Source organism: Tateyamaria sp. 7Alg 36 (genome assembly GCF_059882455.1).
Genome location: NZ_CM187613.1, coordinates 683,326 through 706,855, shown reverse-complemented (window position 1 = coordinate 706,855; position 23,530 = coordinate 683,326). Strand labels below are relative to the sequence as shown.

The window sequence follows — 23,530 nt, the reverse complement described above, 5'->3', positions numbered from 1 at the left end:
ATGTTGTTTGGACTTGATGGCGTAGAGATCGGCCTGATCATCGTCTTTGCCTGCCTATTTGGCGGCATTCTTTCGGGATTTCCGGTGGCGTTTGCCATTGGCGGTGCGGGGGTGATCTCCTTCGGGATCATTGCGGCGCTCGACAGTGCGGGGTTGCTGATCCATCAGGCGATTGACCAATCCAGCCAGATGTATCGCGATCTGGTGAACAGCGGGGTGAAGGCGGATACGATCAGCGTCTTCCGCTATCCCGACCTGCCGCGTGTGGCGGAATCGGTGTTCCCCTCGGGCTGGGAAGTCGCACTGGACCGCAATGTGTCCTTCGTGGTGAACCGGATGAACGAACGGGTTCTGGCGGGGCAGTCGATCGAAACACTGCTGGCCGTTCTGATGTTTGTTCTGATGGGCATCACGCTCGAACGTTCCAAAATTGCCAACGACCTGCTGACCACGATGGCGCGGGTCTTCGGCCCGCTGCCGGGCGGTCTTGCGGTGTCCATCGTCGTGGTGGGCGCGTTCCTTGCGGCTTCGACCGGTATTGTGGGCGCGACCGTGGTGACCATGGGCTTGCTCGCCCTGCCGACCATGCTGCGCAACGGCTATTCGCCCGAACTGTCCACGGGTGTCATCGCGGCTTCGGGCACGCTTGGGCAGATCATTCCGCCGTCTATCGTGATCGTTCTGCTGGGCACACTGGCGGGTGATCTGTACTCCGCCGCGCAAGAGGCGCGCGCCCAGACTGCGGGCTGTACCGACGCGCTGACCTATCTGGGTGAGCCTGCCGTGGTTTCGGTAGGCACGCTGTTCCAAGCGGCGCTGCTGCCTGGCATCCTGCTGGCACTGCTGTATGCACTCTATGCCTTTGGCTATGCGTTGCTGAACCCCGACAAGGCCCCTGCGGTCGAAATGGGCACCACCAGCGCCGAGCCTGTTACGCGTTCCGAAGCGTTCACATGGTTCCTTGGTGCGCCCATCCTGCTGGTGGTCGGCACCATCCTTCTGGGCACTGTGAACATCGTGGGCAGCCAGTCGACCACCGTGTCCTCATTCTCGGACATCGGGGCGGCGGCGTCGCTGCGCACCAATGTTGGGGACGAATGTAAAGCGGCGATGATCGAACTGCATGGGCAAGAGGCGTGGGATACCGCCGTGGCCCAGCAGGAAGAAATCGCAGCCGCAGGTGGCGTGCAGGAATCCGAGCGCCTGACCGAAGAAGAGCTGAGTGCCGCCATTGAGGCCAAGGTTGAAAATGCTGCACCAATCGGCACCGGCACGGCGATCCTGCTGATCCTTCTGGGCTTGATCCTCACCACCGCGCGCGGCATCGCGCCCAGCCGTGATCCGCAGCCCTTGCTGATCGGCGGGGTCGGGATTGTGCTGGCACTGCTGGTGGACATCGCGCTGATCGGGCCGCTGAACTCGTCAGGGTATTACGTGGCCGTCATGGCGATCCCCTTCGCACTGGTCCTCTATGGTGTTGTCGAAGGTGCCAAGCGCTGTGCCGGAAACGAGCTGATCCGCGTGGTCTTCCCACCGCTGATCCTCATCGTGGCGGTGCTGGGGTCGATCCTTGGCGGGATCACCAACCCGACGCCCGCAGCGGCGCTTGGGGCAGGGGGGGCGATCATGCTGGCCGCCTATCGCAAGCTGCGCGATCAGGACCGCAACCCGCGTGTCATCATCTGGTCCACGCTGGCGATCATCATCTGCATCCTGATCGGCGTGAACTTCGATCTGCGGATCAATCAGGAAACCGTCACCGCGCAAAGCTGGATTGCCTTCTTTGCAGCCTATGCGGCCTATCTCTATGCGCTGTTCGGGTTGCTGTTCAGCTGCTACGTGCTGTGGACCTCGGGCGTGCTGTCGCCTGTGGTACGCGAAACGGCCAAGGTGACGTCCATGGTCTTCACCATTCTGATCGGCTCGCAATTGCTGAACCTTGTGGTGATCTCCTTCGGTGGTGAGCATTACATCCAGCAGTTCCTCAAGTCCTTTGACAACGAGTTCACGGTCTTCCTGATTGTGATGCTGGTGTTGTTCGTGCTGGGCTTTGTGCTCGACTTCCTCGAGATCATCTACATCGTGATCCCGATTGTGGGGCCGGTGATCTATGGCGGCACGTTCGATCCGAAATGGGTGACGATCATGATCGCGGTGAACCTGCAAACATCGTTCCTGACGCCGCCCTTCGGCTTTGCCTTGTTTTATCTGCGCGGGGTGGCACCGAAGGAAGTGACGACCGGCCACATCTATCGCGGCATCATTCCCTTTGTCCTGATTCAGGTGGCGGGGCTGGCCCTGCTGTGGACCTTCCCGGGGATTGTGACGCTGATACCGGATCTGATCCCGAACTGATCGGGGCGCGGTTGGATGCGACCGGAGCCATGATGAAATACGAAGGGCGGTCCTTGCGGGCCGCCCTTTTTCTTTCTGGCTGGTTGAGTGCTGTTGGCCCCGAACTGGCGACGGCGCGCGCGTCGACGGAGGTGCTTTAGGTATTTTTAACCCAAAGACGGGCGCAGTCTGCGCATCAGGCAGGACTAGCGCGTGGGGCGAGTGTCGGGGAGGGAGATATTGGCGACCTGTTCCGCGATGGGATCGGTCGAGAGCGGGTGCGAGTTGGGTTCAAAATTCTTGGGGTCCGGCATCTTTTGCCAGCTACCACCCAAGTAGACCTCAAGCCCTGCGAAGTTTGATTTGTACCCCATCTTCTGGCTGCCCGGCACCCAGTAGCCCAGATAGACGTAAGGCAGGTTCGCCTCTTGTGCGATGCGGATGTGGTCGAGGATCATGTAGGTGCCCAGCGACCGGCGTGGCGCGTCGGGGCGGTAAAAGCTGTAAACCATGCTGAGCCCGTCGCTCAGCACGTCCGTCAGGCTGACGCCGGTGAGGGCGCGGGTGTTGGTATCGGTGTATTCGATGACGCGGCTGCGGATCGGGGTTTCCTCGATCATGGCGGCGAATTCGAACACGTCCATATCGGCCATGCCGCCATCGGCATGGCGGCTGTCGAGATAGGTGCGGAACAGCTCGTACTGGTCCTCGGTTGCCCATGGTGATGTGGCGCGGCGTTCAAGGTCCGCATTGCGGTTGATCGCACGCCGCTGGCTCTTGCTTGGGGCAAAGGCCGACACGTCGATCCGCGCCGACAGACAGGCCGAGCAATCGGCGCAGGATGGCCGGTAAAGCACGTTCTGCGAGCGTCTAAACCCTTGTTGGCTCAGGCTATTATTGAGCTTTTCGGCGTTGTCGCCTTGCAGCGCCGTGAACAGCTTACGCTCCATCCGCCCGTCCAGATATGGGCAGGGTTGCGGGGCTGTCACATAGAATTGCGGGGCAATGGGAAGCGTGTGGCGCATCGGTATCCTGACTGAACTGGGCAGGATGATACCGATGCTGTGTCCTGTGGCAAGTGCAGAACGACCCTAGGCGCGCGCCTTGCGATTCATTGCCGCTGTGCCCAGTACCATGTCGGTCAGACCCTGACCGCGGTTGGAGGTGGCCATCAGCACGATCGAGATCAATTGCAGCGGCGCAACTGTCCAGCTGACCGTATAGCCGAGCGTGTGCAAAAAGGCGTGCCCGAGGTCGAGCCGTGCGCCGGATGCGTCGCGGATTTCAAGGGCCATCAGGCGCATGCCCCATGTGGCCGAACCGGTTGCGAGGGTGATGACGCGGTAGACAAACCCGACCACCGCCATCAGCCCGAAGAAAAAGAACAGGGCCACAAAGGCAGTAAACGGCACGATCAGCAGGCTGATCAGGAACACAAGTAGGACGTCAACGCCCCATGCCAGCAGACGTTTCATTGCCACGTCGCGGTAGAATTGGGGCTGTGTCAGGGGATCGGCGAGGTGCATCTAGGGGCGCTCCGGCGGCGGGAATAAGGGAACGGCCCCCCGCAGATCGGGGGACCGGATTGGCGTAGCTTAGTCGTCGGACTTCGCGGCGTTTGCGCGTTCGTCCATGAACTGGTCGAATTCCGATTTGTCCTTGGCTTCGCGCAGGCGTTCAAGGAAGGCTTCGAAATTGTGCTGTTCCTCTTCAAGGCGGCGCAGCGTGTCGTTCTTGTAGGCGTCGAACGCCGCGTTGCCTGTGGGGCGCATGGCGGTCATTCCGTGGCTCATGCGGGTGGTGCGGCAGGATTTCGAGAACATGCGTTTACTCCAGATCATGTAGAACAGAATGGCGAGGCCAACGGGCCAGAAGAAGACGAAGCCGAGAACCATGGCCGCGATCCAGGCACCTTTGCCTTTGTCGTCAAGCCAGCGTTCAGTGCGGGAGAACCAGCCGCTCGGGGCTTGGGACGCCGGTGCGGTCGTGGACATGGATGTCATTGTCAAACCTTTCGGATGTGTCAGGGCGTGGCCCTGTCTGTTGCGTTGCTATGTGAATGCCTTTCACATTACCTAGATTGGTATCGCACCCGCACCTTGCAAGGCTTAATGTGAATGTTTTTTACATAAGCGTGGATTAGGTAGTAAAATCAGCCGCTTGCGCGCCGGATATTTCCAGCAGCTCCGCCGGTGTCGCGCGGAAAACATGGTGCGGCGTGCCCGCTGCGGCCCAGATCACCTCGAAATCCATCAGTTTGGGGTCGTAGAACGCCCGTATCGGGTTCAGGTGGCCAACGGGGGACACGCCGCCGATGGCAAAACCGGTCTGCGCACGGATCAGTCCCGCGTCGGCCTTGCCCAACGCTTCGCCCGCGCAGACCGAGGCCTTGGCCGCGTCGACGCGGTTGCCGCCGGCGGTAATGAACAGGATGGCCTGCTGGTTTTCTTCTCCGCGAAAGATGATGGATTTCGCGATCTGGTCGATTTCGCAGCCAAGGGCCGCTGCCGCCTCCGCGGCGGTGCGGGCGGCGGCGGTTTCACGGATTTCGGTGTCGATCCCGGCCGCATCCAAGGCGCGGGTCACGCGTTTCAGGCTTTTACTCATGGCGCGACCCTGCATCGGTCGAAAAGCGGCTGCAAGGGGCATTGACGCCGCCGCCTGCCGCTTTGATGGTGGCGGCATGAAACTGGTTAATCATCTCACGCGGATGCCGCGTCCCTTTGACCCCGACCTTGGGGCCGATGCCCTGACGTATGTGCCTTCGCTGTCTGGGCCGCTTCGCGATCTGGTGCATGGGGCGGCGTCGTGCAGCCCGTTCCTTGCCACCCTGATCGGGCAAGAAGCCGCGTGGCTGCCCGAAGCGCTTGAGGACACGAATGCGGCGATGGCGGACCTGTTGCGCCCGCCCGAGGGGGATCTGGACGCGCTGCGTCCTGCGCTGCGGCAGGCTAAACGGCGCGTTGCGCTGCTGGCCGCCTTGGCCGATCTGGGCGGCGCGTGGTCGCTGGAACAGGTGACGGGCGCGTTGACCGGCTTGGCCGATATGAGTTGCGATGTGGCGCTAAGCGCGGCGATTGCGGCGCAGGTCAAACGCGGCAAGCTGAAGGATCCCGATGTGGGTCTGTTCGTGCTCGCCATGGGCAAGATGGGCGCGCACGAGTTGAACTATTCGTCCGATATCGACCTGATCTGCCTGTTTGACGAAACCCGCCACGATCCGGCGGATCACGCGCTGGTGCGCAAGGCCTGCGTCAAGGCGGTGCAGGACATGTCGGGCGTGCTGAACGATCTGACGGGCGACGGCTATGTGTTCCGCACCGATTTGCGGCTGCGCCCCGATCCGGCGGTCACGCCGCTGGTTGTGTCCACCGGCGCGGCGGAACGCTATTACGAAAGCCTTGGGCGCACATGGGAGCGCGCCGCCTATATCAAAGCGCGCCCCTGCGCGGGCGATCTGGCGGCGGGGGCCGAGTTTCTTGAGACATTGCGCCCCTTCGTGTGGCGGCGTCACCTCGACTTTGCTGCCGTGCAGGATGCCCATGACATGCGCCTTGCGATCCGCGCCCACAAAGGCACCGGCGGGCCGATCACCTTGCCGGGGCACAACATGAAACTGGGACGCGGTGGCATCCGCGAGATCGAGTTTTTCACCCAGACCCGCCAGTTGATTTCCGGCGGGCGCGATCCGGGCCTGCGGGTGCGCGCCACCTGCGAAGGGTTGGCGGCGCTGGCGGAAAAGGGCTGGGTCGACCAGAGCCTCGCCGACAGCCTGAGCGATCACTACCGCTTTGCCCGCACGGTCGAACACCGCGTGCAGATGGTGCGCGATGCGCAGACCCACGCGCTGCCCACTTCGGAAACCGGCTTTGACCGGCTGGCGGCAATGATGGACCGCGACCGCCCCGATCTGGAGGCCGAGCTGCGCGACCGCCTGTCCGCCGTTCATACCGAGACCGAAGGCTTTTTCGCACCCAGCACCGATGCCCCGCCAGAGACCGAGTTCGAGATCGACAGCGCCATCAAGTCCCGCTGGCGCAACTATCCCGCCCTGCGTTCGGAACGGGGCGCGGCGCTGTTTGAACGGATCGAACCGCAGCTTGCCGCCCGTCTGGGCGCGGCGGGCAAGCCCCAAGAGGCGCTGGCCGCTTTTGACGGTTTCCTCGAAGGGTTGCCCGCAGGGGTGCAGTTGTTTGCCCTGTTCGAGGCCAATCCGCAGCTTGTGGACCTGTTGATCGACATCGTGACAACCTCGCCCGCGCTGGCGGGCTATCTGTCGCGCAATGCGGGTGTGCTGGACGCGGTGATCGGGGGCAGTTTCTTTGCGCCATGGCCGGGACGGGATGCGCTGGCGACCGAAGCGGCCCTGAGGATGCATGCCGAGAATGATTACGAGGCCAAGCTGGACGCGATCCGTGCATGGGCGAAGGAGTGGCATTTCCGCGTGGGCGTGCACCATCTGCGCGCGCTGACTTCTGCCGAAGAGGCAGGCCGCCAATATGCCGATCTGGCGCGCGCGGCGCTTATCGCGCTCTGGCCCGAGGTCGAGGCGCATTTTTGCGAACGCTACGGCCCGCCACCGGGACGCGGGGCGGTCATTCTGGCGATGGGCAGCCTTGGCGCGGGTGTGCTGACCCCGCATTCCGACCTTGATATGATCGTGATCTATGACCCTGACGGTGCCGAGTATTCCGAGGGGCGCAAACCGCTGCCGGTGCGGCCCTATTACGCCAAGCTGACGCAGGCGATGATCACCGCCATCACCGCGCAAACGGCGCAGGGGCGGCTTTACGAGGCTGACATGCGTTTGCGCCCCTCTGGCAATCAGGGGCCGGTGGCGACCAGTTGGGCGGCTTTCCAAAGCTATCAGAGCAATGATGCGTGGCTGTGGGAACATCTGGCCCTTGTGCGCGCTGCCTGTATCGCGGGGCCCGAGGATCTGGCGCAGGACATCACTGCCTTTCGTGCCGAGGTGCTGGCCAAGCCGCGCGATCCCGATCAGGTGCTGGTCGATTTGGCCGAAATGCGTGGGCGGCTCGCGGCGGCGAAACCCCCGACCAGCGTCTGGGACGCCAAAAGCGGTGCAGGGCGGATGCAGGATATCGAGTTGTTGTCGCAGACCGGCATCGTGCTGACCGCCAATGCAGGGTCGGATGTGGCCGTGGGCTTGCAGGCCTGCGTGCAGGCCGGACTGCTGGACGACGCGCAGGCGCAGCTATTGGCGCAGACTCACGAGATGCTGTGGCGCGTGCAGATGGCGTCCCGCCTGCTTAGTACCGGACCGATCCGGATCGAGGCGGTGGGCACGGGCGGTCTGGCGGTGCTGGTGCGTGCCACGGGGCAGGAGGATCTGGCCAGCGCCGAACATCACCTGTCGCAGGCCCATGCCCAAGCGGCCGAGATCATCGACGCCGCCGTTCACGGCGCACAAAAGGCAGGGAACGGCGCATGACTCCGAAAGGGCTGAAAGGGGATGAGCAGGATCCCAAGGGGCTGATCTACGAGGCTTACCGCATTGACGGGATCACGCTGGCCGAATGCCGCACCATCTTTCTGGACTGGGCGCTTAGCCTGCCGGACGCGCAGGATACAGGCCGCACCATTGATGCGCTGCTGGCGCGCTATGGTGGCGAAAACGCGGATCATCCGATGACCCAAGTACTGACCGACGGGCGCCAGACCATGATGAAACCGCGCCGTCGCGGCGGCTGGCGCAGCCGCACCCGCCCCAGTTGAGAACACCAAAACACCCCGAATTTGAACAAAATTGGTCGCATTTCCGCCCTGTTTCGCAGGCATTCCCTTCGGCACCAGATCGCACGGCCCTCACCCGTGCCAAACCGGAGAGTACAAATGCAACGTTTGAAATTGGTAGTGATGTTAGCGATGGGTGGCCTTGTTTCGGCCTGTGCAGATACGAACGTCGCCACGCGGAACACAGCACCGTTTCAAGCGGCGTCGATCGCTGGCGCGATCAGCACTGAAACATTGCCGGCGGCAATGCTGGTTACATCCGCAACGGATGTGCGGGTCGACAATATCACCGTGCGTGTTCCCCGCGCCCTGACCGTGTCCGAGGCCAACCGCTATCTGCCCAAAAGCGATATCGTCTGGCGCGAGGATCCGATCGGGGACCGTCATGCGCAGGTCGCCAACATCTTCCACGCCGCCATGCATCGCGGCACGGAAAAACTGGACGGCGCGCGCGCTGTGGCACTGGATATCGAAGTGAAACGCTTTCACGCGCTGACCGAAAAGGCGCGCTATACCACGGGCGGCGTCCATAACATCGTCTTCAACCTGACCCTGCGGGACGCCGAAACCGGCGCGCAGATTGCCGAAACACGCCGTGTGCGGGCCGATCTTGACGCCTTTGGTGGGCGTGAGGCATTGGCCGCCGAAGCCCGTGGCCAGACCCAGAAGGTGCGTATCTCGGACCATCTGGCCGAGGTGATCCGTCAGGAACTGACCACCGCCGAAGGGTTCAAGAACCCGCAACTGGGTCTCATTCAGGCGATGAACCAACTCTGAGCTTTCCCAGACGGGCAGAAGGGATTAGAGGGGCGCTATGACAGCGCCCCTTTCTGATACAGAGACCCGCCCCGTAATCCGCATGCGTCCCAAGATGGACACGCGTCGGATCCGCCATGGTTTTCCATGGGCCTATGCCAACGAAGTCGTGACCGACCGTCGTACCAAGGCGCTTGCCGCCGGTACGATTGCCGTGTTGGAGGACGAGCACCGCAATGCGCTTGCCCTTGTGGCGGTCAATCCTGCCTCCAAGATCATCGCCCGCGTGGTGGATATGGATGTGCAGGCGACCATCGACACCGACTGGTTTGCCGCACGTTTGGCGCGTGCCTTTGATCTGCGCACGCGGTTGTTTGATGCGCCGTTCTACCGGCTGGTCCACGCCGAGGCCGATGGCCTGCCCGGTGTGGTGATCGACCGGTTTGACGATGTGCTGGTGATTCAGCCGAACGCGGCATGGGCCGATGCGCGCATCGACATGCTGGCGCAGGCGGCAATGGATGTGACCGGTGCCACCACCGTGTTCAAGAACGCCGCCGGACGTGCCCGTAGCCTTGAAGGGCTGGATGATGAAAACGTGGTGCTACATGGCACCGCGCCCGACGCCGCGATCCCCGTCAAGATGAACGGGGCCACTTATATGGCCGACGTCACAGGCGGTCAGAAGACCGGCCTGTTCTATGACCAGCGCCCCAACCACGCCTTTGCCGCCGATCTGGCGCGCGATGCGCGGGTGCTGGATGTGTTTTCCCATGTGGGCGGTTTTGGCCTTGCCGCATTGGCGGGGGGCGCACAATCGGCGCTTTGCGTCGACGGCTCCGCGCCTGCGCTGGACCTCGCGGCCCAAGGGGCGGCAGCGATGGGCGCGTCCGACCGCTTTACCGCGCGTCAGGGCGATGCGTTTGACGTGCTGACCGCGCTGAACGAAGAGGGCGCGCAGTTCGATCTGGTGATCTGTGATCCGCCCGCCTTTGCACCCGCCAAACCGGCGCTGGACGCGGGCCTGCGCGCTTATGAACGGGTGGCGCGCCTGTCTGCCACATTGGTGGCACCGAACGGTATTCTGGCGCTGTGCAGTTGCAGCCACGCCGCCGACCTCGACAAGTTCCGCAGCGCCTGCGTGCGCGGCATCGGACGGGCAGGGCGCACGCCCGCGCTGATCCGCACGGGCTATGCGGGGCCGGACCACCCATTGATGCCGCAACTGGCCGAAAGCGGTTACCTCAAGGCGCTGTTCTTCCGCCTATGAGGATTATGATCGACGCCTGTGTCCTGTACCCCACCGTCATGCGCGAGGTGGTGCTGGGCGTGGCGCGCACGGGGCTGTTCACGCCACAATGGTCCCCACGCATCCTAGAGGAATGGGCCCGCGCCGCGATCAAGCTGGGCCCGCAGGGCGAGGCGCAGGCGCGCAGTGAAATCGCCATGTTGCAGGCCGCATGGCCTGCCGCATCGGTGCGCCACCCGCCCGAGCTTGAGACGCGCCTGTGGCTGCCCGACCCCAATGACCTGCACGTACTGGCCGCTGCCGTGGCCGGATCGTCAGACGCGATCATGACGGTGAATGCCAAGGATTTCCCGCGCAATATCCTGACCGAAGAAGGGCTGCACCGCGTCGATCCCGACAGTTACCTGCAAGGCTGCGCCGAGGCGAACCCCGACCGTGTGGCCCCCGTGGCGCTGGCCGTTCTGGACGAGGCACGCCGCCTGTCGGGCGAGGATTGGACCCTGCGCAAGTTGATGAAAAAGGCGCGCCTGCCGCGCTTTGGCAAGGCGGTCGAGCGGCTGCTTTAGGACTTGATCTGCCATTTCGCTTCAAGGTCGCGCAGCGCCTTGATCCGCTCGCCCGTTTTGGGATGGCTCATCAGCCATGCAGGCGGGGCGCTGCCGCCCGAACGGGTCAGGGCGTCAAGCTTTTCAAACATGCTGATTTGCGGTGCGATGCCGATGCCTGCTTTGGTCAGCAACGCGGCGGCATAGGCGTCGGCCTCGTATTCGTCCTGCCGCGACAGGCGCGCGGCCAGCAGTGAGGTCAGCGCATTCGCAATCCACATGCCCAATCCGGGGATAAAGCGCGACAGCACCATCCCAAGGGCGGCACGGATCGCGTTCTGGCCGGAAAAGTCGATCATCCGGCGGCGGCTGTGGCCCAAGGCGACATGGCCCAACTCGTGCGCGATCACGCTTGCCATCTCGGCCGCGGATACGGTGCCACTGCGGAATTTGTTGTAAAATCCGCGGGTGATAAAGATCCGCCCATCCGGCGCAGCGAGCCCATTCACAGGGTCAATTTCATAGATATGCACCTTGATTCGCGGCAGGTCGAGCGCGGCGGCCAACTGGTCACACATCTGCCGCAGCAGCGGATCAGCCAGTTCCGTGGACTGCGCGTCAAGGTTGCGTGACGTGCGCCAAACCGAGAACCGGTACATGACCAAACCGTAAAGGACGGCCAGCAAAATCGGGGTAAATTTCAACATAGGTTAGATATGGGGCAGGGCGCGCAGGAATTCCAGCGGATCATGACGCGCTGCGACGATACCACCCTTGCGGGTAAACTGTTGCGCTATACGCAACAGTACGTTTCCGCATCGGCCACACAAATCTCTATTCGGGATTTGACGCGCCTGTGGTAGCGTCAGGCATTACCGTGGGGGTTATAGAAATGCTTGGATTAATTGCTTTATTGATGGGCGGTGTCGCTGGTGCGGCGCTGCTTGGGACGGATGGTGACGACGAGATTCAGGGCACCGATGGTGCTGATGCAATCGACGCGGGGCCTGGAAATGACTTTGTAAATGCGCGCGGCGGGGCTGACCTGATCGACGCAGGTGAAGGCGACGACACCATTCAGGCGGGATCGGGCCATGACACGGTCGCAGGGCGCGGCGGTGACGATCTGATCCGCGGGGCGCAGAACGATGACGTTATTGATGGCGGCACCGGTAATGACACCGTCGAGGCAGGCACCGGACAGGACATCGTTCTGGGGTCTGACGGCGATGATTTGTTACTGGGTGAAGGCGGCGGCGACTGGCTGCGCGGTAATGACGGCGCGGACACGCTGGTTGGCGGCTTTGGCAAGGACTTGCTGGGTGGCGGTCAGGGCGATGACATCCTGCGCGGCGGTCAGGGCATCGACACGCTGAACGGATCGGGCGGGCAAGACCTGCTGATCGGCGGCGCGGGCGGTGACGTGATGAATGGCGGTGCCGGTGATGACGATCTGCGCGGCAATAGCGGCCAAGACCTGATGGACGGCGGGTCGGGCAACGATATTCTGGACGGCAGCGACGGCTTTGACACGCTGAACGGCGGTGCGGGCTATGACATGCTGATCGGCGGCGCGGACGATGACGTGCTGAACGGCGGGGATGATGCCGACACGCTGGAAGGCGAGGCCGGCGACGACACGCTGGACGGGGGTGGCGACTATGACATCCTGCGCGGCGGTTCTGGCAATGATCTGTTGCTGGGCGACAGCGGCGAAGATGCCGAGAACCAGACCCTCGATGACCTCTATGGCGAGGACGGCGACGACACGCTGTATGGCTTTGGCGGCTATGACTACCTGTTCGGCGGCGGCGGCGATGATGCACTCTATGGTGGCGACGACATTGACCTGCTGGTGGGTGAGAACGGCTGGGACTACATGGATGGCGGCGCGGGCGATGACACCATGGAAGGTGGCAACGGCGAGGACACGCTGATCGGTGGTGCTGGCAATGACATCATGGATGGCGGACGCGGGCACGACGTGCTGATCGCGGACGAAGGGGCCGACACCGTGACAGGCGGCTTTGGCAACGACCAGCTGTTCCTCGGCCAGACCTTTACCGGATATGCCGACGGCGGAGACGGAAACGATACAATCCTTGGTCTGGACGATCTGTTTGATGAGGGTGCGGAGATCAACGCAGGCGCCGGTGACGACGTTGTTCTGTTCAACGGTATCTTGGGGCAGGTGGTCAGCTTGGGCGAGGGAGCGGATGTGCTTGGCTTCTCGCCCGAATTGCGCGACAGCCCGCTGCCCGCGATCGTTAAGGATTTCGATCCAAGCGAGGATCAACTGATCTTTGCGACCGGATCGGACGAGGAAGTAGATACCGAACTGTCGATCTTTACCGATATCGAGCAGAACATCACGGTCGTTTCCTTCCATCTGCCGCAGGTCGAGGACGACCTGAGCGCGACCTATCGCGTGGTTCTGCATCTTGAGGGCGCACCTGAGGTGACGCCCGACCACATCAAGATTGTGACCGGCAGTGCCCTGAGTTTGGAGGATGTCGCCTAGCGCGTCAGCGCCTTCATCCCGCGGCTGAGGCCTTCGAGTGTCATTGGCACCATGGCCTCAGCCCCGAAAATCTCCTGAATCATGCCGATAGAATGGGTGTAGCCCCAGTATTTCTCGGGCACGGGATTGATCCACAGATGCGATGGCCACTGGTCACGCGCACGGCCCAGCCAGACTTGGCCTGCCTCGGCATTCCAGTGTTCATTGGCCCCGCCCGCATAGGCGATTTCATAAGGGGACATGCTGGCGTCGCCCACAAAGATGCATTTGTAATCAGAGCCATAGGTGCGCAGCACCTCGTGGGTTGGGATTTGCGCATCCCAGCGGCGGCGGTTGTCGCGCCACACCCCTTCGTAAAGGCAGTTGTGGAAGTAGAAGTGTTCGAGGTGTTTGAACTCGGACTTCGCGGCGGAAAACAGTTCTTCCACGATTTTCACATGCGGGTCCATGGATCCGCCAATATCGAAGAATAACAATACCTTGACGGCGTTTCTTCGTTCGGGACGCGTTTGCACATCCAGATAGCCGTGTTCGGCTGTGGCGCGGATGGTGCCGTTCAGATCCAACTCTTCTGCTGCACCGTCTCGGGCCCAACGACGCAGGCGTTTCAGGGCCACCTTGATATTGCGGGTGCCCAGTTCAACTGTGTCGTCCAAGTTCTTGAATTCACGCTTGTCCCAGACTTTGACCGCCTTGCCGTGGCGGCTTTCTTTCTGGCCGATGCGCACGCCTTCGGGGTTGTAGCCGTAGGCGCCGAAGGGCGAGGTGCCAGCGGTGCCGACCCATTTGCTGCCGCCCTGATGGCGGCCCTTCTGCTCCTCAAGCCGCTTCTTGAGCGTCTCCATCAGTTTGTCGAACCCGCCAAGCGCTTCGATCTCGGCGCGTTCTTCTTCGCTCAGATGCTTTTCAGCCAGCTTTTCCAGCCATTCCTGCGGGATATCCACGGCCTCAAGCACCTGTTCGGTGCTGATCTGTTCCAGCCCGTCAAATGCCGCGGCAAAGGCACGGTCGAACTTGTCGATATTACGCTCGTCTTTGACCATGGCGGTGCGGGCGAGGTAATAGAACGCCTCGATGTCATAGGTCGCAAGCCCTGCCTTCATCGCCTCGAGAAAGGCGAGAAATTCGCGCAGGGATACCGGCACGCCGCCTTTGCGCAGATGTTCGAAGAAGGGCAGGAACATAGGCCTAGGCGCTCAGCACGCGGTCGATGACCACCGTGGCAATCAGTCCCACCACCACAAAGGCCAGCGCATAGCCTGCCGCATATTGCGCGATGTCCAGCTTGTTGCCGTCCCGCTTGCGCGCGGTCAGACCGCCGATGATCGCGCCAAGAATGGCGGCTGCGATTACAATCATTTCACTTGCCTCTCAAACACTTGGGGCGGCAAGTTCATCCATTCAGCGGGTTCAGAGAAGAGATTTCCCGCAGCTTGGCACGCACCGCCCAGTCAGGGCCGAATCCGTAGCGCGCCCACCCGATGCTGTCCAGTCTGACGGTACGTGCTTCGGCAGAGCGCCCCTGAAGGTCCAGCGCCTCGGCGCGCAGCAACAGCAGCGTCGACAGCAGGGCAGCGTTTTCGTTGCGTGCGGCCTGATCGATATGCGGCGTCAGCAGCGTCATGGCCGTGTCGCCATCGCCACGGGTGACGGCGTAGGCGGCAAGCTGGGTGGCCACATAGGCGCGGTGCAGATGCGCGCCCTTGGTGGCGGCGTAATATTGGTCGGCGGCGCGGAAATGGGACTGCGCGGCGGCAGGGTCGCTGGCCAGCAGCAGACGTCCGTTGGCATAGTGCGCAAAGGCGCGGCGGTGATCTTTCCACCCCATGGCGCGGGCGATTTCCAACGCTTTCTTGGCGGCAGCGCGGCGTGCAGCAGGCGACGCACCGGGCCCAAGGGCGGTTTGCACGGCCTGGCTCCAGGCGCGGGGGGTGCGGGTGGCGAATTGTGCAGGTAGGCTGTCACCGCGCCGGTTGATCCGCGACAGGATGGCAGGCAGCTTGGCCGCGACCTGTCCACGTGTCATGCCGGACCGCAGTTCGGGCGCGTAATAGGCCTTGAGGATCAGCATATCAAAGCCGGTCAGAACCGTGTGCACGTTGTCGTCGTTGAACACGCTGTCGGGCAGGCGATACAGGTCGTTCAGCGGGCCAAGCGCCTGTGCCAGTTCTTCGTGCAGGCAGTCGCGGACTTCTTGCGGGCTCGAGTCATTGGGCAGGAAGATCGCCAGTTGTGTGCGCGTGCGCAGATGGGTCCAGCTGGTGCGGATGCTGCGGCGGTTCGGTTTGTATTCAGAGATGTCGGTGATGTTGGGCACCACGAAACAGGCGGCATGAGGCAGGGCGCGGCGGATTTCGGCGCGGCTGACGGCCTGAATGGTGATGTTGGCCTGCGCGTTTGGTGCCGCTTCGTAGATGTCGATGTTCGCTTCGGTCCGAAGGCGGTGCATCAGGCGGCGTAGATCGGTGCCAAGGGATGCGGGCGGCGCGCCAGTGACGCGCACGGAAATCGGCCCTTCAAAGCGGGTGAACACGGGCAGTTCGCGCCCTGACTCCAGCTGGAAGCTCAACTCGATGAAATCGAGCGCCAGATCGTTGTTCGAGCGGATGGGCGAACCGGGCTGTGGCGCGCCAAAGGTTTTCATCGGGGGCAGGTCGCTTGTCAGCGGCAGCGCACGGGTCGGCGTGTCACCAGGGGTAACGGGAACGCAAGCGTTCAGGGCCAACACAAGCGGCAGGACAAAGCGGCGCATCATGCTCATCCCCTGTCATACTTTATGAAAGGGGTGAGGCGGCCGATCCGGTCATAAAGCTTGCGCGCCTCTGTATTGTTCTCTTGGGTCAGCCAGTAGACCGACGGGCAGCCCGCAGCATCCGCCGCGGCATACACCGCTTCGATCAGTTTGCGCCCCACGCCCTGACCACGCACGGACGGGTCGGCATAGAGATCCTGAAGATAGCAGACATTTTCAATGCGCCAGCCATGGCGGTGAAAAAGATAATGGGTCAGGCCGACCAATTTGCCGTTCTGTTCGGCAACGAGACAATTAAAATCCTGGGGGTCATCGCCCAAAAGGCGGTCAAAAAGCGTATCAAACACATCTTTGGGGCGCGACGTCTCGTAAAAGGCGAGATATGCAGCCCACAAGTCATCCCATTGCGGGCGATCCACTATAAATAAGGGGCGCACAATAAGTGCGTCTGAACGGGTCATTAATATTACTGCCTGCCTCTAAGCATATTGGATGGGGTGTTTTCACCTCTCATCAAGGCTAAGTTACGGAGCAATTTAGGCAAAAGAAAGATATTTATTCCCATAATCGCCATGGTTGTGCTTTTGCTGCCCGCTTATGTGGCACAAAAACACAACCCTGCGGTGCGCGGCGGAACTGTGGCGGGTGGTTGCGCGGGGACAAATCTGCATTCGTATGCATGCATCCTGAGAAAGCGCGCCGCTTCCTGCACACGCAAGGCGGGTCTGGCGGTGACGGGGGGCGATAGATGCAAACCCGCCTGTTCAATCGTTCTGGCAAGACGGTGATCGTATTGCAGCACCGCGCTTGCACCATCGCCCAGAAACAGGGTCTCACAATATGCGCCGTTTGCGCGAACGATGTGATGTTTGGCCAACAGAATATGCACATAGGTGACAAAGGGTTTTGGCGTGAGCTGCACGCCATCCATCCCGAGAAATGCCTTGGCGGGGGCCAGCACCTCGCTGCTGCCGAAATAGAGTTGTGATCGGGGTGCGCGGATCAGGATGCGGTGGTTCTGCGACACGACCAAGGGCTGCGCATTGCCGAGCACCCCAGCGGCGAAGGTCACAGGTGTATCGGCGCGAAACCCGACGCAATCACGCCGACCCGCCCAGATGACAGGCTGCGCGCCATCGTCCAGCGTCATTACCCGATCACCAGCGCTCAGCGCCTCAACCGCGACGGGCCCCGTTTCGGTGTCGATTAGCGTACCGGCGGCAAAGCAGACGAAGGTGTGCGTATAGGCGGGATCAATGTCCTGGGTGTGAAACTGCGGCTCGGCAGAGGGGTTGTAGTTGGCCGCATACCAGCCCTCCAGATCAAAGCCGGGGGTCCAGATGACCTGCGCGATATTGCCTTGGTCATCCAGCCCTTCGAACACGATGATCCCGCTGGTGCCATCGGCGTCCGGCGCAAGGTCGGACCGGACGACAACCGCGTTCAGCATGGTGCCGCCGCCCAGTTGACCGCCCCAGTTCACATCATAGGTGTCACCAATTTCGAAAAGGCGCGGGTCGTCGTCACCATCGCGGACGGTGATGATCAGATCCTTCGACCCCTGCGGCGGGTTGTCGAAGGTGGATTGGTTCGGCTCGGTTCCGACATTGGCGCCGCTGGCCACAGCGAATTCATTGTCGATGCCGTAAAAGATCAGGGTCATGTGCAAAGCTCCTCAAGGGGGCTTCGCACAAAAGGTTTAAAAGACTGCCTACATCACCCCGCGGATCAGCGCGGGGCAGGGCATCAGCGTCCGCCGCGGGCCATAAAGGCCAGCCGTTCAAACAGGTGCACATCCTGTTCGTTCTTCAGCAGCGCGCCATGCAGTTTCGGCAGCGCGCTCGCCCCGTTCTGCTTGAGGTCTTCGGCACTCAGATCCTCGGCAAGCAACAGCTTGAGCCAGTCGAGCACTTCGGACGTCGAAGGTTTCTTTTTCAGCCCCTGCTGGTCGCGGATTTCAAAGAATTGCGTCAGCGCGGTGGTCAGCAGCGATTGCTTGATATCGGGATGGTGCACGGCAACGATGGCTTTCATCGTCTCCATGTCGGGGAACTGGATGTAGTGGAAGAAACAGCGGCGCAGGAAAGCGTCGGGCAGTTCCTTTTCATTGTTCGAGGTTATGATGACCACAGGACGCTGGCGGGCCTTGATGGTCTCTCCGGTCTCGTAGACAAAGAACTCCATCTTATCGAGTTCCTGCAAAAGGTCGTTGGGGAATTCGATATCGGCCTTATCAATCTCGTCAATCAGCAGCACGACTTTCTCGTCCGCCTCGAAGGCCTCCCACAGCTTGCCCTTCTTGATATAGTTGGACACGTCATGCACGCGATCCTCGCCCAACTGGCTGTCGCGCAGGCGGCTGACGGCGTCATATTCGTACAGGCCCTGCTGTGCCCGCGTGGTGGATTTGACGTTCCATTCGATCAACCGCATGCCCAAAGCGCGCGAAACCTGTTTGGCCAGTTCGGTCTTTCCCGTGCCGGGTTCACCCTTGACCAAAAGCGGCCGTTCCAAAGTGACGGCAGCGTTCACCGCAATGGTCAGATCGTCGGTGGCGACGTAGGCATCGGTACCTTGGAATTTCATGTCAGTTCACCCTGTTGCACAGTTTTGTTCATCACGTTGCTTTTACCCAAAGCCAAGCAGTAATGGGTAGTGACAATGTCCCTGACGTCGGATAAACGCTGCGGCAGGGAGCTGATCGAGGCAGTAACCGGACACCTCAGGGAACCGAATTATGGCCAATGTCAGTCGAGTTGAGGACAAAGAAATGAAACAGGAAACGTTTTTGCCGGACGATTATCGACCAGCTGAAAACGAACCGTTCATGAACGAACGGCAAGTTGAATATTTTCGCCGCAAACTTCTGAGCTGGAAAGCCGAACTGCTGGCAGGAAGCCGCGACACCATCGAAGGTTTGCAAGACGGCACGCGCAACATTCCGGATGTTACGGACCGCGCGTCCGAAGAAACAGACCGCGCTTTGGAACTGCGCACCCGTGACCGTCAGCGCAAGCTGGTTTCGAAGATCGACAGCGCGCTGCGCCGGATCGACGATGGCGAGTATGGCTATTGCAGCGTGACGGGCGATCCGATTTCGCTCAAGCGGCTGGATGCGCGGCCCATCGCCACGATGAGCCTTGAGGCGCAGGAAAAGCACGAGCGCCGCGAGAAGGTGCACCGCGATTCCTAAGTCGCATCTGCGCAAGCGGGTGGGGCGAATGGCTGGGACGGCCCTGTAGGGCCGACAGCCAACGGGGCGGTTTTTGCGTCTGACAAATGAATACAACCCAAAACAAAAGGCGCGCCAACCGTGCGCCTTTTTTGCTTTTCTAGGGCATGGCCCGTGGGGCGGGTGGTCTAGCCCTTTGACCGCATCGTCATGCCGAACAGATCGCGCGGATCATCCGGATCGGCCAGCAGGTCCAGCGGGTGGAAGAACGCGGTGCCCTTGATCCGGTCGCGCACAAAGCGCAGGGCCGAAAAATCCTCGATCGCGAAGCCGACACTGTCAAAGATGGTGATCTGCTTGTCCGAGACACGCCCCTTGGCAGCGCCTGTCATCACCTGCCAGAGTTCGGTAACAGGGTGGTCGGGGTCAAGTTGCTGAATATCCCCTTCGATCCGCGTTTGCGGCGGGTATTCCACAAAGATGTCGCCGCGTTGCAGGATCGCGGGTGCAATCTCTGTCTTGCCGGGGCAGTCGCCGCCGATGGCGTTGATGTGCACACCTGCGCCGACCATGTTGTCGGTCAGGATCGTGGCATGGGCCTTGTCCGCCGTGCAGGTGGTCAGGATCTGCGCGCCTTCGATCGCCGCCTCGGCAGAGGTGCAGCGCGTCACGTGGAGCCCCGTGCCTTCGAGGTTGCGGGCGCATTTCTCGGTCGCGGCGGGGTCGATATCGAACAGCCGCACATGGGTGATGCCCGCGATGGCCTGCATGGCAAGGCTTTGGAATTCGGACTGCGCGCCGTTGCCGATCATCGCCATGGTTGTCGTCCCTTTAGGGGCCAGCGTGCGCGCGACCAGTGCCGATGTCGCCGCCGTGCGCAGCGCGGTCAGAATGGTCATTTCGGTCAGCAACACGGGATAGCCCGTCTGCACATCCGCCAGCAGGCCGAACGCGGTCACGGTCTGAAGCCCTTCGGACGTGTTCTTGGGATGGCCGTTCACGTATTTGAACCCGTAGGTTTCACCGTCTGAGGTCGGCATCAACTCGATCACGCCCTCGGCGGAATGGCTGGCCACGCGGGGCGTTTTGTCGAACAGTTCCCAGCGTTTGAAGTCTTCTTCTATATAGTCGGCCAGCGCGCGCAGCATTTCGGGCAGGCCGATATGATGGATCAGCTGCATCATGTGATCGACCGAAACAAAAGGCACTAGCGCCTTGTCCGAAGGGGGCAGGTGGGTCATCTCGGGTCTCCGATCTGTCAGGAATAGGCGCGGGTGGGGCGGTCGAACACGCGGCGTCCAAAGGCCGAGGCGGTCAGATCCACCATCGCCTGCGCCGTGCGGCCGCGTTCGTCCAGAAACGGGTTCAGCTCCACCAGATCAAGCGAGGTCATAAGGCCGGAGTCGCAGATCATCTCCATCACCAGATGGCCCTCGCGCATTGTTGCGCCGCCTGGAACAGTGGTGCCAACCGCAGGGGCGACGGACGGGTCAAGGAAATCCACATCCAGCGACACATGCAGCAGCGCATCGGCAGCAGCGGCGCGGTTCAGGAAGGACGACAGTGGCTTGGCAATGCCATGTTCGTCGATATGGCGCATGTCGATATATGTGACATCGGTTTCTTCCAGCGCAGCGCGTTCTTCGGGATCGACCGAACGCAGGCCCAGCATCGCAATATTGCCGTGCGGGATCGGGTTGGGCACGTCGGGAAACCCGTCAAAGCCGTCGCGCCCCGTCAGATAGCCCATCGGCGTGCCGTGCAGGTTGCCCGAAGCCGTGGTTTGCGGCGTGTGGTAATCGGTATGCGCGTCCAGCCACAGCACGAACAACGGCTTGCCAAGACGCGCAGCATGGGCCGCCGCGCCATGCACGGTGCCAAGGGCCATGGCGTGATCGCCGCCCATGAAAATCGGCAGGGATGTTGCGCAGGCCTGTTCGGACACGGCGCTGAGTGCTTCGGTCCAAGCGATTGTTTCGTTGAGGTGGTGCAGGTGCGTGTGCGTTTCCTCGTCAAAGTCACGCGGCGCCACATTGCCCGCATCGCGCACCTGATGGCCAAGCGAGCGCAGCGCCTCGGCCAGACCGGCGGTGCGATAGGCATCCGGCCCCATCAAACACCCGCGGCGCTGTTTGCCGCTGTCCATGGGAACGCCGATCAACTGTATGCTTTGTGGGGTCATCTGAGTCTCCGATTGACTGTTGGGTGCAAGTATTGCGCAATATGTCGCGTGGACAAGCATGCATTTTGTCCATACCGGAACTAAAAAAGACAAAACGGAATATGATTATGGACGATACGGACGCCCGTCTGATTTCCGCGCTGCGCCATGACGCGCGCGCGTCGCTGTCTGACCTGTCGATACAGTTGGGCCTGTCGCGCACGACGGTGCGGGCGCGGCTCGACAAGTTGCGCAGCCGTGGCGACATCATCGGCTTCAGTGTCGTGCTGCGCGAGGATGCCCTGCGCGATCCGGTGCGCGGTCTGATGATGATCGCCATCGAAGGGCGCGGGACGGAAAAGATCATCCGCCAGCTTCAGGGCATGAGCGAGGTGCGCGCGGTACATTCTACCAACGGGCGGTGGGATGTGATCGTCGAGATCGGGACAGATACGCTGGAAAGTTTTGATGCGGTGCTGTTCCGCATCCGGCGTCTGGACGGCATCACATCAAGCGAGACATCGCTGCTGCTGTCCACCCGCAAGTCCGCATAGCGGTATCAGCGGGTGCGCAGCGCCCAGATCCAGAGGGCCGCAAGCATCAACGAGATGATCATGTTCCAGCCCGCCATGCTGACCCCTGCCAGTTCCCACGCGATATCGTCACAGCGGATCAGCGGTGCGGCCATGATCTGGTCAAACAGCGCGTCCGCATCCATCCCGCCCACGGGGGCAGATGAACAACTGGTCGGCCCTTGCCACCAGCCTTGTTCCACCCCGACGTGATAACCACCGACCGCCGCCGTCCCGAGGGCCGCAATCGCGCCAAGGGCCAACAGGGCAGGGACGGGCACAAACAGGGCAATCGCGCCGATCAGGATCGCGGCGGCATGGGGATAGCGTTGCCAGATGCACAGCTTGCACGGGGCCAGTCCGCCCACATACTGAAAGCCGAACGCGCCCAGCAACATGGCCGCCGAACCGCCCGCCGCCAGAAGTATCAGAAACTTACGTGTCACAGTGCACTCACCGCCAGAAATCCGCCAATCAGGATCACGACAAACAAAGTGAACATCAAGCCCAAACGCCGCTCGATGAAATCACGAATAGGTGCGCCGAATTTCCACAGCAACGCGGCAACGATGAAAAAGCGCAAACCGCGTGCGAGAATAGAGGTGACAATAAACGTGGCCAGCGGCATGCCGGTCCAGCCGGACATGATGGTGATAACCTTAAACGGAAAGGGCGTGATGCCCGCCGTCAGTACCGCCCAGAAACCCAGATCGTTAAAGCGGCCATTGAATGCCTCCATCGCGTCGGCCTTGCCAAGCGCGGCAAGGATCGGCTGGCCGATGGTGTCAAAGGCCAGTGCGCCGATGGCATAGCCCAGCAAACCGCCCAGCACGGATGACACAAGGGCAACCCCCGCGATCAGCCATGCGCGACGCGGCGCGGCAAGGATCATCGGGATCATCAAAACATCCGGCGGGATCGGAAAGACCGAGCTTTCAATGAAGGCAACAAAGGCCAGAACCCACAAAGCACGCGGGTGATCGGCCCAGGCCATCGTCCAGTTATAAAGGCGCTGTATCATGCACGCGCCAGAGCATGCAGCGCGCCTGACGTCAAGTCAGCACGGCACGCATTATCCCGCGTTTTCCTCTTGCCCCCCCGAGGCGCTTTCGCTAATCGGGACGCCTGAGGCCCAAGTGGCGGAATGGTAGACGCAGGGGATTCAAAATCCCCCGCCTTTGCGGGCGTGCCGGTTCGAGTCCGGCCTTGGGTACCAGCCTCAAACATTACTGAAAGACATCACCGGACGCACGGCGTTTGCGGTGCAATATGCCTTTTTCACAAGGGTTATATCGCACTCCCGTGTGCTGCCGCGCGGGCCGTGGCGAATCCCTTATTGGCGAAAACACGCCGAACGGGAAATCCATCCTTCAAAAACACGTTAGACGCGGCTTACTCTTGGTCAAGCGAATCTCTAACTGTGGCAGTGATTGTCACATTTTGCCTCGAATTTGTCCTTTTTGGCTGAATTGTTTCTCGTTTGAGAACGTAGGCCTCAAAAATTTTCAATTATGTCAGTACCATACGCTGCCGTTTGATTGTTTCACCTTAAGAAACCAGACGTTGTAGGTCTGAATAGTTATTTTCCCCAAATTTCTTAGAAAATCATGATGTTTTCCGGGTTCCTGCCGAATTGGCGCGAATCCGAGTTTCTATTTGTGGTTGTGGATTGTCCACAAAACTGCGTCTTGCAGAAGGCGCCAAACGCTCGATA

24 protein-coding genes and 1 tRNA gene are annotated in these 23,530 nt (G+C 61.4%); 10 read left to right on the top strand and 15 right to left on the bottom strand.

Features of this window, described 5'->3' with window-relative positions:
- Entirely contained in the window at positions 1-2,355 is a 2,355-nt protein-coding gene (locus AC6GQJ_RS03390; protein ID WP_500771781.1) for a TRAP transporter large permease, read from the top strand.
- A gap of 185 nt (positions 2,356-2,540) precedes the next feature.
- On the opposite strand, the gene AC6GQJ_RS03385 is transcribed toward AC6GQJ_RS03390, so the two are convergent.
- From AC6GQJ_RS03385 to AC6GQJ_RS03370, 4 genes are all read right to left on the bottom strand, one after another.
- Positions 2,541-3,359: an arginyltransferase gene (locus tag AC6GQJ_RS03385; protein WP_500771779.1), complete on the bottom strand. Its 819-nt coding sequence runs from the start codon at positions 3,357-3,359 to the stop codon at positions 2,541-2,543.
- A 66-nt stretch (positions 3,360-3,425) separates the two neighbouring features.
- On the bottom strand, positions 3,426-3,860 hold the full coding sequence (locus tag AC6GQJ_RS03380; RefSeq protein ID WP_500771777.1) for an RDD family protein: 435 nt from the start codon (positions 3,858-3,860) through the stop codon (positions 3,426-3,428).
- Between the two features lie 69 nt (positions 3,861-3,929).
- The gene (locus AC6GQJ_RS03375) at positions 3,930-4,337 is read right to left on the bottom strand and encodes a DUF2852 domain-containing protein (RefSeq protein ID WP_500771775.1); all 408 of its coding nucleotides are present in this window, start codon (positions 4,335-4,337) and stop codon (positions 3,930-3,932) included.
- Between the two features lie 136 nt (positions 4,338-4,473).
- Complete coding sequence (locus AC6GQJ_RS03370; protein WP_500771774.1) at positions 4,474-4,941, bottom strand: YbaK/EbsC family protein; 468 nt, start codon at positions 4,939-4,941, stop codon at positions 4,474-4,476.
- Positions 4,942-5,017: 76 nt separating this feature from the next.
- Between AC6GQJ_RS03370 and AC6GQJ_RS03365 the strand changes: the two genes are divergently transcribed.
- The 5 genes from AC6GQJ_RS03365 (at position 5,018) to AC6GQJ_RS03345 (ending at position 10,659) form a co-directional block, all read left to right on the top strand.
- Positions 5,018-7,786, top strand: a complete 2,769-nt coding sequence (locus tag AC6GQJ_RS03365) for a [protein-PII] uridylyltransferase family protein (RefSeq protein ID WP_500771772.1) — start codon at positions 5,018-5,020, stop codon at positions 7,784-7,786.
- Positions 7,783-8,070 carry a hypothetical protein gene (locus tag AC6GQJ_RS03360; RefSeq protein ID WP_500771770.1) on the top strand — a complete coding sequence of 96 codons (288 nt, stop codon included), beginning with the start codon at positions 7,783-7,785 and terminating at the stop codon, positions 8,068-8,070. Before AC6GQJ_RS03365 ends, AC6GQJ_RS03360 begins: the two co-directional genes overlap by 4 nt.
- A 117-nt stretch (positions 8,071-8,187) precedes the next feature.
- Positions 8,188-8,865 (top strand): DUF6778 family protein, encoded by a 678-nt coding sequence (locus tag AC6GQJ_RS03355; protein WP_500771768.1) that lies wholly within the window; start codon positions 8,188-8,190, stop codon positions 8,863-8,865.
- 37 nt (positions 8,866-8,902) lie between these two features.
- Positions 8,903-10,114 carry an RSP_2647 family RNA methyltransferase gene (locus AC6GQJ_RS03350; RefSeq protein WP_500771766.1) on the top strand — a complete coding sequence of 404 codons (1,212 nt, stop codon included), beginning with the start codon at positions 8,903-8,905 and terminating at the stop codon, positions 10,112-10,114.
- A complete protein-coding gene (locus AC6GQJ_RS03345; RefSeq protein ID WP_500771764.1) occupies positions 10,111-10,659 on the top strand; it encodes an RSP_2648 family PIN domain-containing protein in 549 nt (182 codons plus the stop codon). The genes AC6GQJ_RS03350 and AC6GQJ_RS03345 overlap by 4 nt, the downstream gene beginning before the upstream one ends.
- On the opposite strand, the gene AC6GQJ_RS03340 is transcribed toward AC6GQJ_RS03345, so the two are convergent.
- The gene (locus tag AC6GQJ_RS03340; RefSeq protein WP_500771762.1) at positions 10,656-11,345 is read right to left on the bottom strand and encodes a M48 family metalloprotease; all 690 of its coding nucleotides are present in this window, start codon (positions 11,343-11,345) and stop codon (positions 10,656-10,658) included. The genes AC6GQJ_RS03345 and AC6GQJ_RS03340 overlap by 4 nt on opposite strands.
- A 209-nt stretch (positions 11,346-11,554) precedes the next feature.
- Here AC6GQJ_RS03340 and AC6GQJ_RS03335 point away from each other — a divergent pair, with 209 nt between their 5' ends.
- Positions 11,555-13,159: a calcium-binding protein gene (locus AC6GQJ_RS03335; protein WP_500771760.1), complete on the top strand. Its 1,605-nt coding sequence runs from the start codon at positions 11,555-11,557 to the stop codon at positions 13,157-13,159.
- Here the strand turns inward: AC6GQJ_RS03335 and AC6GQJ_RS03330 are convergent.
- The 6 genes from AC6GQJ_RS03330 to AC6GQJ_RS03305 all read right to left on the bottom strand — a co-directional run bounded on the left by AC6GQJ_RS03330 (position 13,156) and on the right by AC6GQJ_RS03305 (position 18,497).
- Positions 13,156-14,343, bottom strand: coding sequence for a vWA domain-containing protein (locus AC6GQJ_RS03330; RefSeq protein WP_500771758.1), 1,188 nt, complete (start codon positions 14,341-14,343; stop codon positions 13,156-13,158). The two genes, AC6GQJ_RS03335 and AC6GQJ_RS03330, sit on opposite strands and share 4 nt — an antisense overlap.
- Positions 14,344-14,347: 4 nt before the next feature.
- Positions 14,348-14,518: an apolipoprotein acyltransferase gene (locus AC6GQJ_RS03325; RefSeq protein WP_500771757.1), complete on the bottom strand. Its 171-nt coding sequence runs from the start codon at positions 14,516-14,518 to the stop codon at positions 14,348-14,350.
- A 34-nt stretch (positions 14,519-14,552) separates the two neighbouring features.
- Positions 14,553-15,911 carry a DUF2927 domain-containing protein gene (locus AC6GQJ_RS03320; RefSeq protein WP_500773791.1) on the bottom strand — a complete coding sequence of 453 codons (1,359 nt, stop codon included), beginning with the start codon at positions 15,909-15,911 and terminating at the stop codon, positions 14,553-14,555.
- Positions 15,912-15,916: 5 nt separating this feature from the next.
- Positions 15,917-16,372: a GNAT family N-acetyltransferase gene (locus tag AC6GQJ_RS03315; protein WP_500771756.1), complete on the bottom strand. Its 456-nt coding sequence runs from the start codon at positions 16,370-16,372 to the stop codon at positions 15,917-15,919.
- A 134-nt stretch (positions 16,373-16,506) separates the two neighbouring features.
- The gene (locus AC6GQJ_RS03310) at positions 16,507-17,574 is read right to left on the bottom strand and encodes a Hint domain-containing protein (protein ID WP_500771755.1); all 1,068 of its coding nucleotides are present in this window, start codon (positions 17,572-17,574) and stop codon (positions 16,507-16,509) included.
- A gap of 83 nt (positions 17,575-17,657) precedes the next feature.
- Complete coding sequence (locus tag AC6GQJ_RS03305; protein ID WP_500771753.1) at positions 17,658-18,497, bottom strand: AAA family ATPase; 840 nt, start codon at positions 18,495-18,497, stop codon at positions 17,658-17,660.
- A 184-nt stretch (positions 18,498-18,681) separates the two neighbouring features.
- Here AC6GQJ_RS03305 and dksA point away from each other — a divergent pair, with 184 nt between their 5' ends.
- A complete protein-coding gene (dksA, locus tag AC6GQJ_RS03300) occupies positions 18,682-19,104 on the top strand; it encodes an RNA polymerase-binding protein DksA (protein ID WP_500771751.1) in 423 nt (140 codons plus the stop codon).
- 167 nt (positions 19,105-19,271) lie between these two features.
- Here dksA and ocd read toward each other — a convergent pair whose 3' ends face one another.
- Complete coding sequence (ocd, locus tag AC6GQJ_RS03295) at positions 19,272-20,324, bottom strand: ornithine cyclodeaminase (protein ID WP_500771749.1); 1,053 nt, start codon at positions 20,322-20,324, stop codon at positions 19,272-19,274.
- Positions 20,325-20,341: 17 nt separating this feature from the next.
- Positions 20,342-21,265: an arginase gene (rocF, locus tag AC6GQJ_RS03290; RefSeq protein WP_500771747.1), complete on the bottom strand. Its 924-nt coding sequence runs from the start codon at positions 21,263-21,265 to the stop codon at positions 20,342-20,344.
- Positions 21,266-21,372: 107 nt separating this feature from the next.
- On the opposite strand from rocF, the gene AC6GQJ_RS03285 reads away from it, so the two are divergent.
- A complete protein-coding gene (locus AC6GQJ_RS03285) occupies positions 21,373-21,798 on the top strand; it encodes an Lrp/AsnC family transcriptional regulator (RefSeq protein ID WP_500771745.1) in 426 nt (141 codons plus the stop codon).
- A gap of 5 nt (positions 21,799-21,803) precedes the next feature.
- Here AC6GQJ_RS03285 and AC6GQJ_RS03280 read toward each other — a convergent pair whose 3' ends face one another.
- Positions 21,804-22,262 carry a disulfide bond formation protein B gene (locus tag AC6GQJ_RS03280; RefSeq protein WP_500771743.1) on the bottom strand — a complete coding sequence of 153 codons (459 nt, stop codon included), beginning with the start codon at positions 22,260-22,262 and terminating at the stop codon, positions 21,804-21,806.
- The gene (locus tag AC6GQJ_RS03275; protein WP_500771741.1) at positions 22,259-22,837 is read right to left on the bottom strand and encodes a YqaA family protein; all 579 of its coding nucleotides are present in this window, start codon (positions 22,835-22,837) and stop codon (positions 22,259-22,261) included. The genes AC6GQJ_RS03280 and AC6GQJ_RS03275 overlap by 4 nt, the downstream gene beginning before the upstream one ends.
- A 109-nt stretch (positions 22,838-22,946) precedes the next feature.
- Here AC6GQJ_RS03275 and AC6GQJ_RS03270 point away from each other — a divergent pair.
- Positions 22,947-23,032, top strand: a tRNA-Leu gene (locus tag AC6GQJ_RS03270).
- The last annotated feature ends 498 nt before the right edge of the window (positions 23,033-23,530 follow it).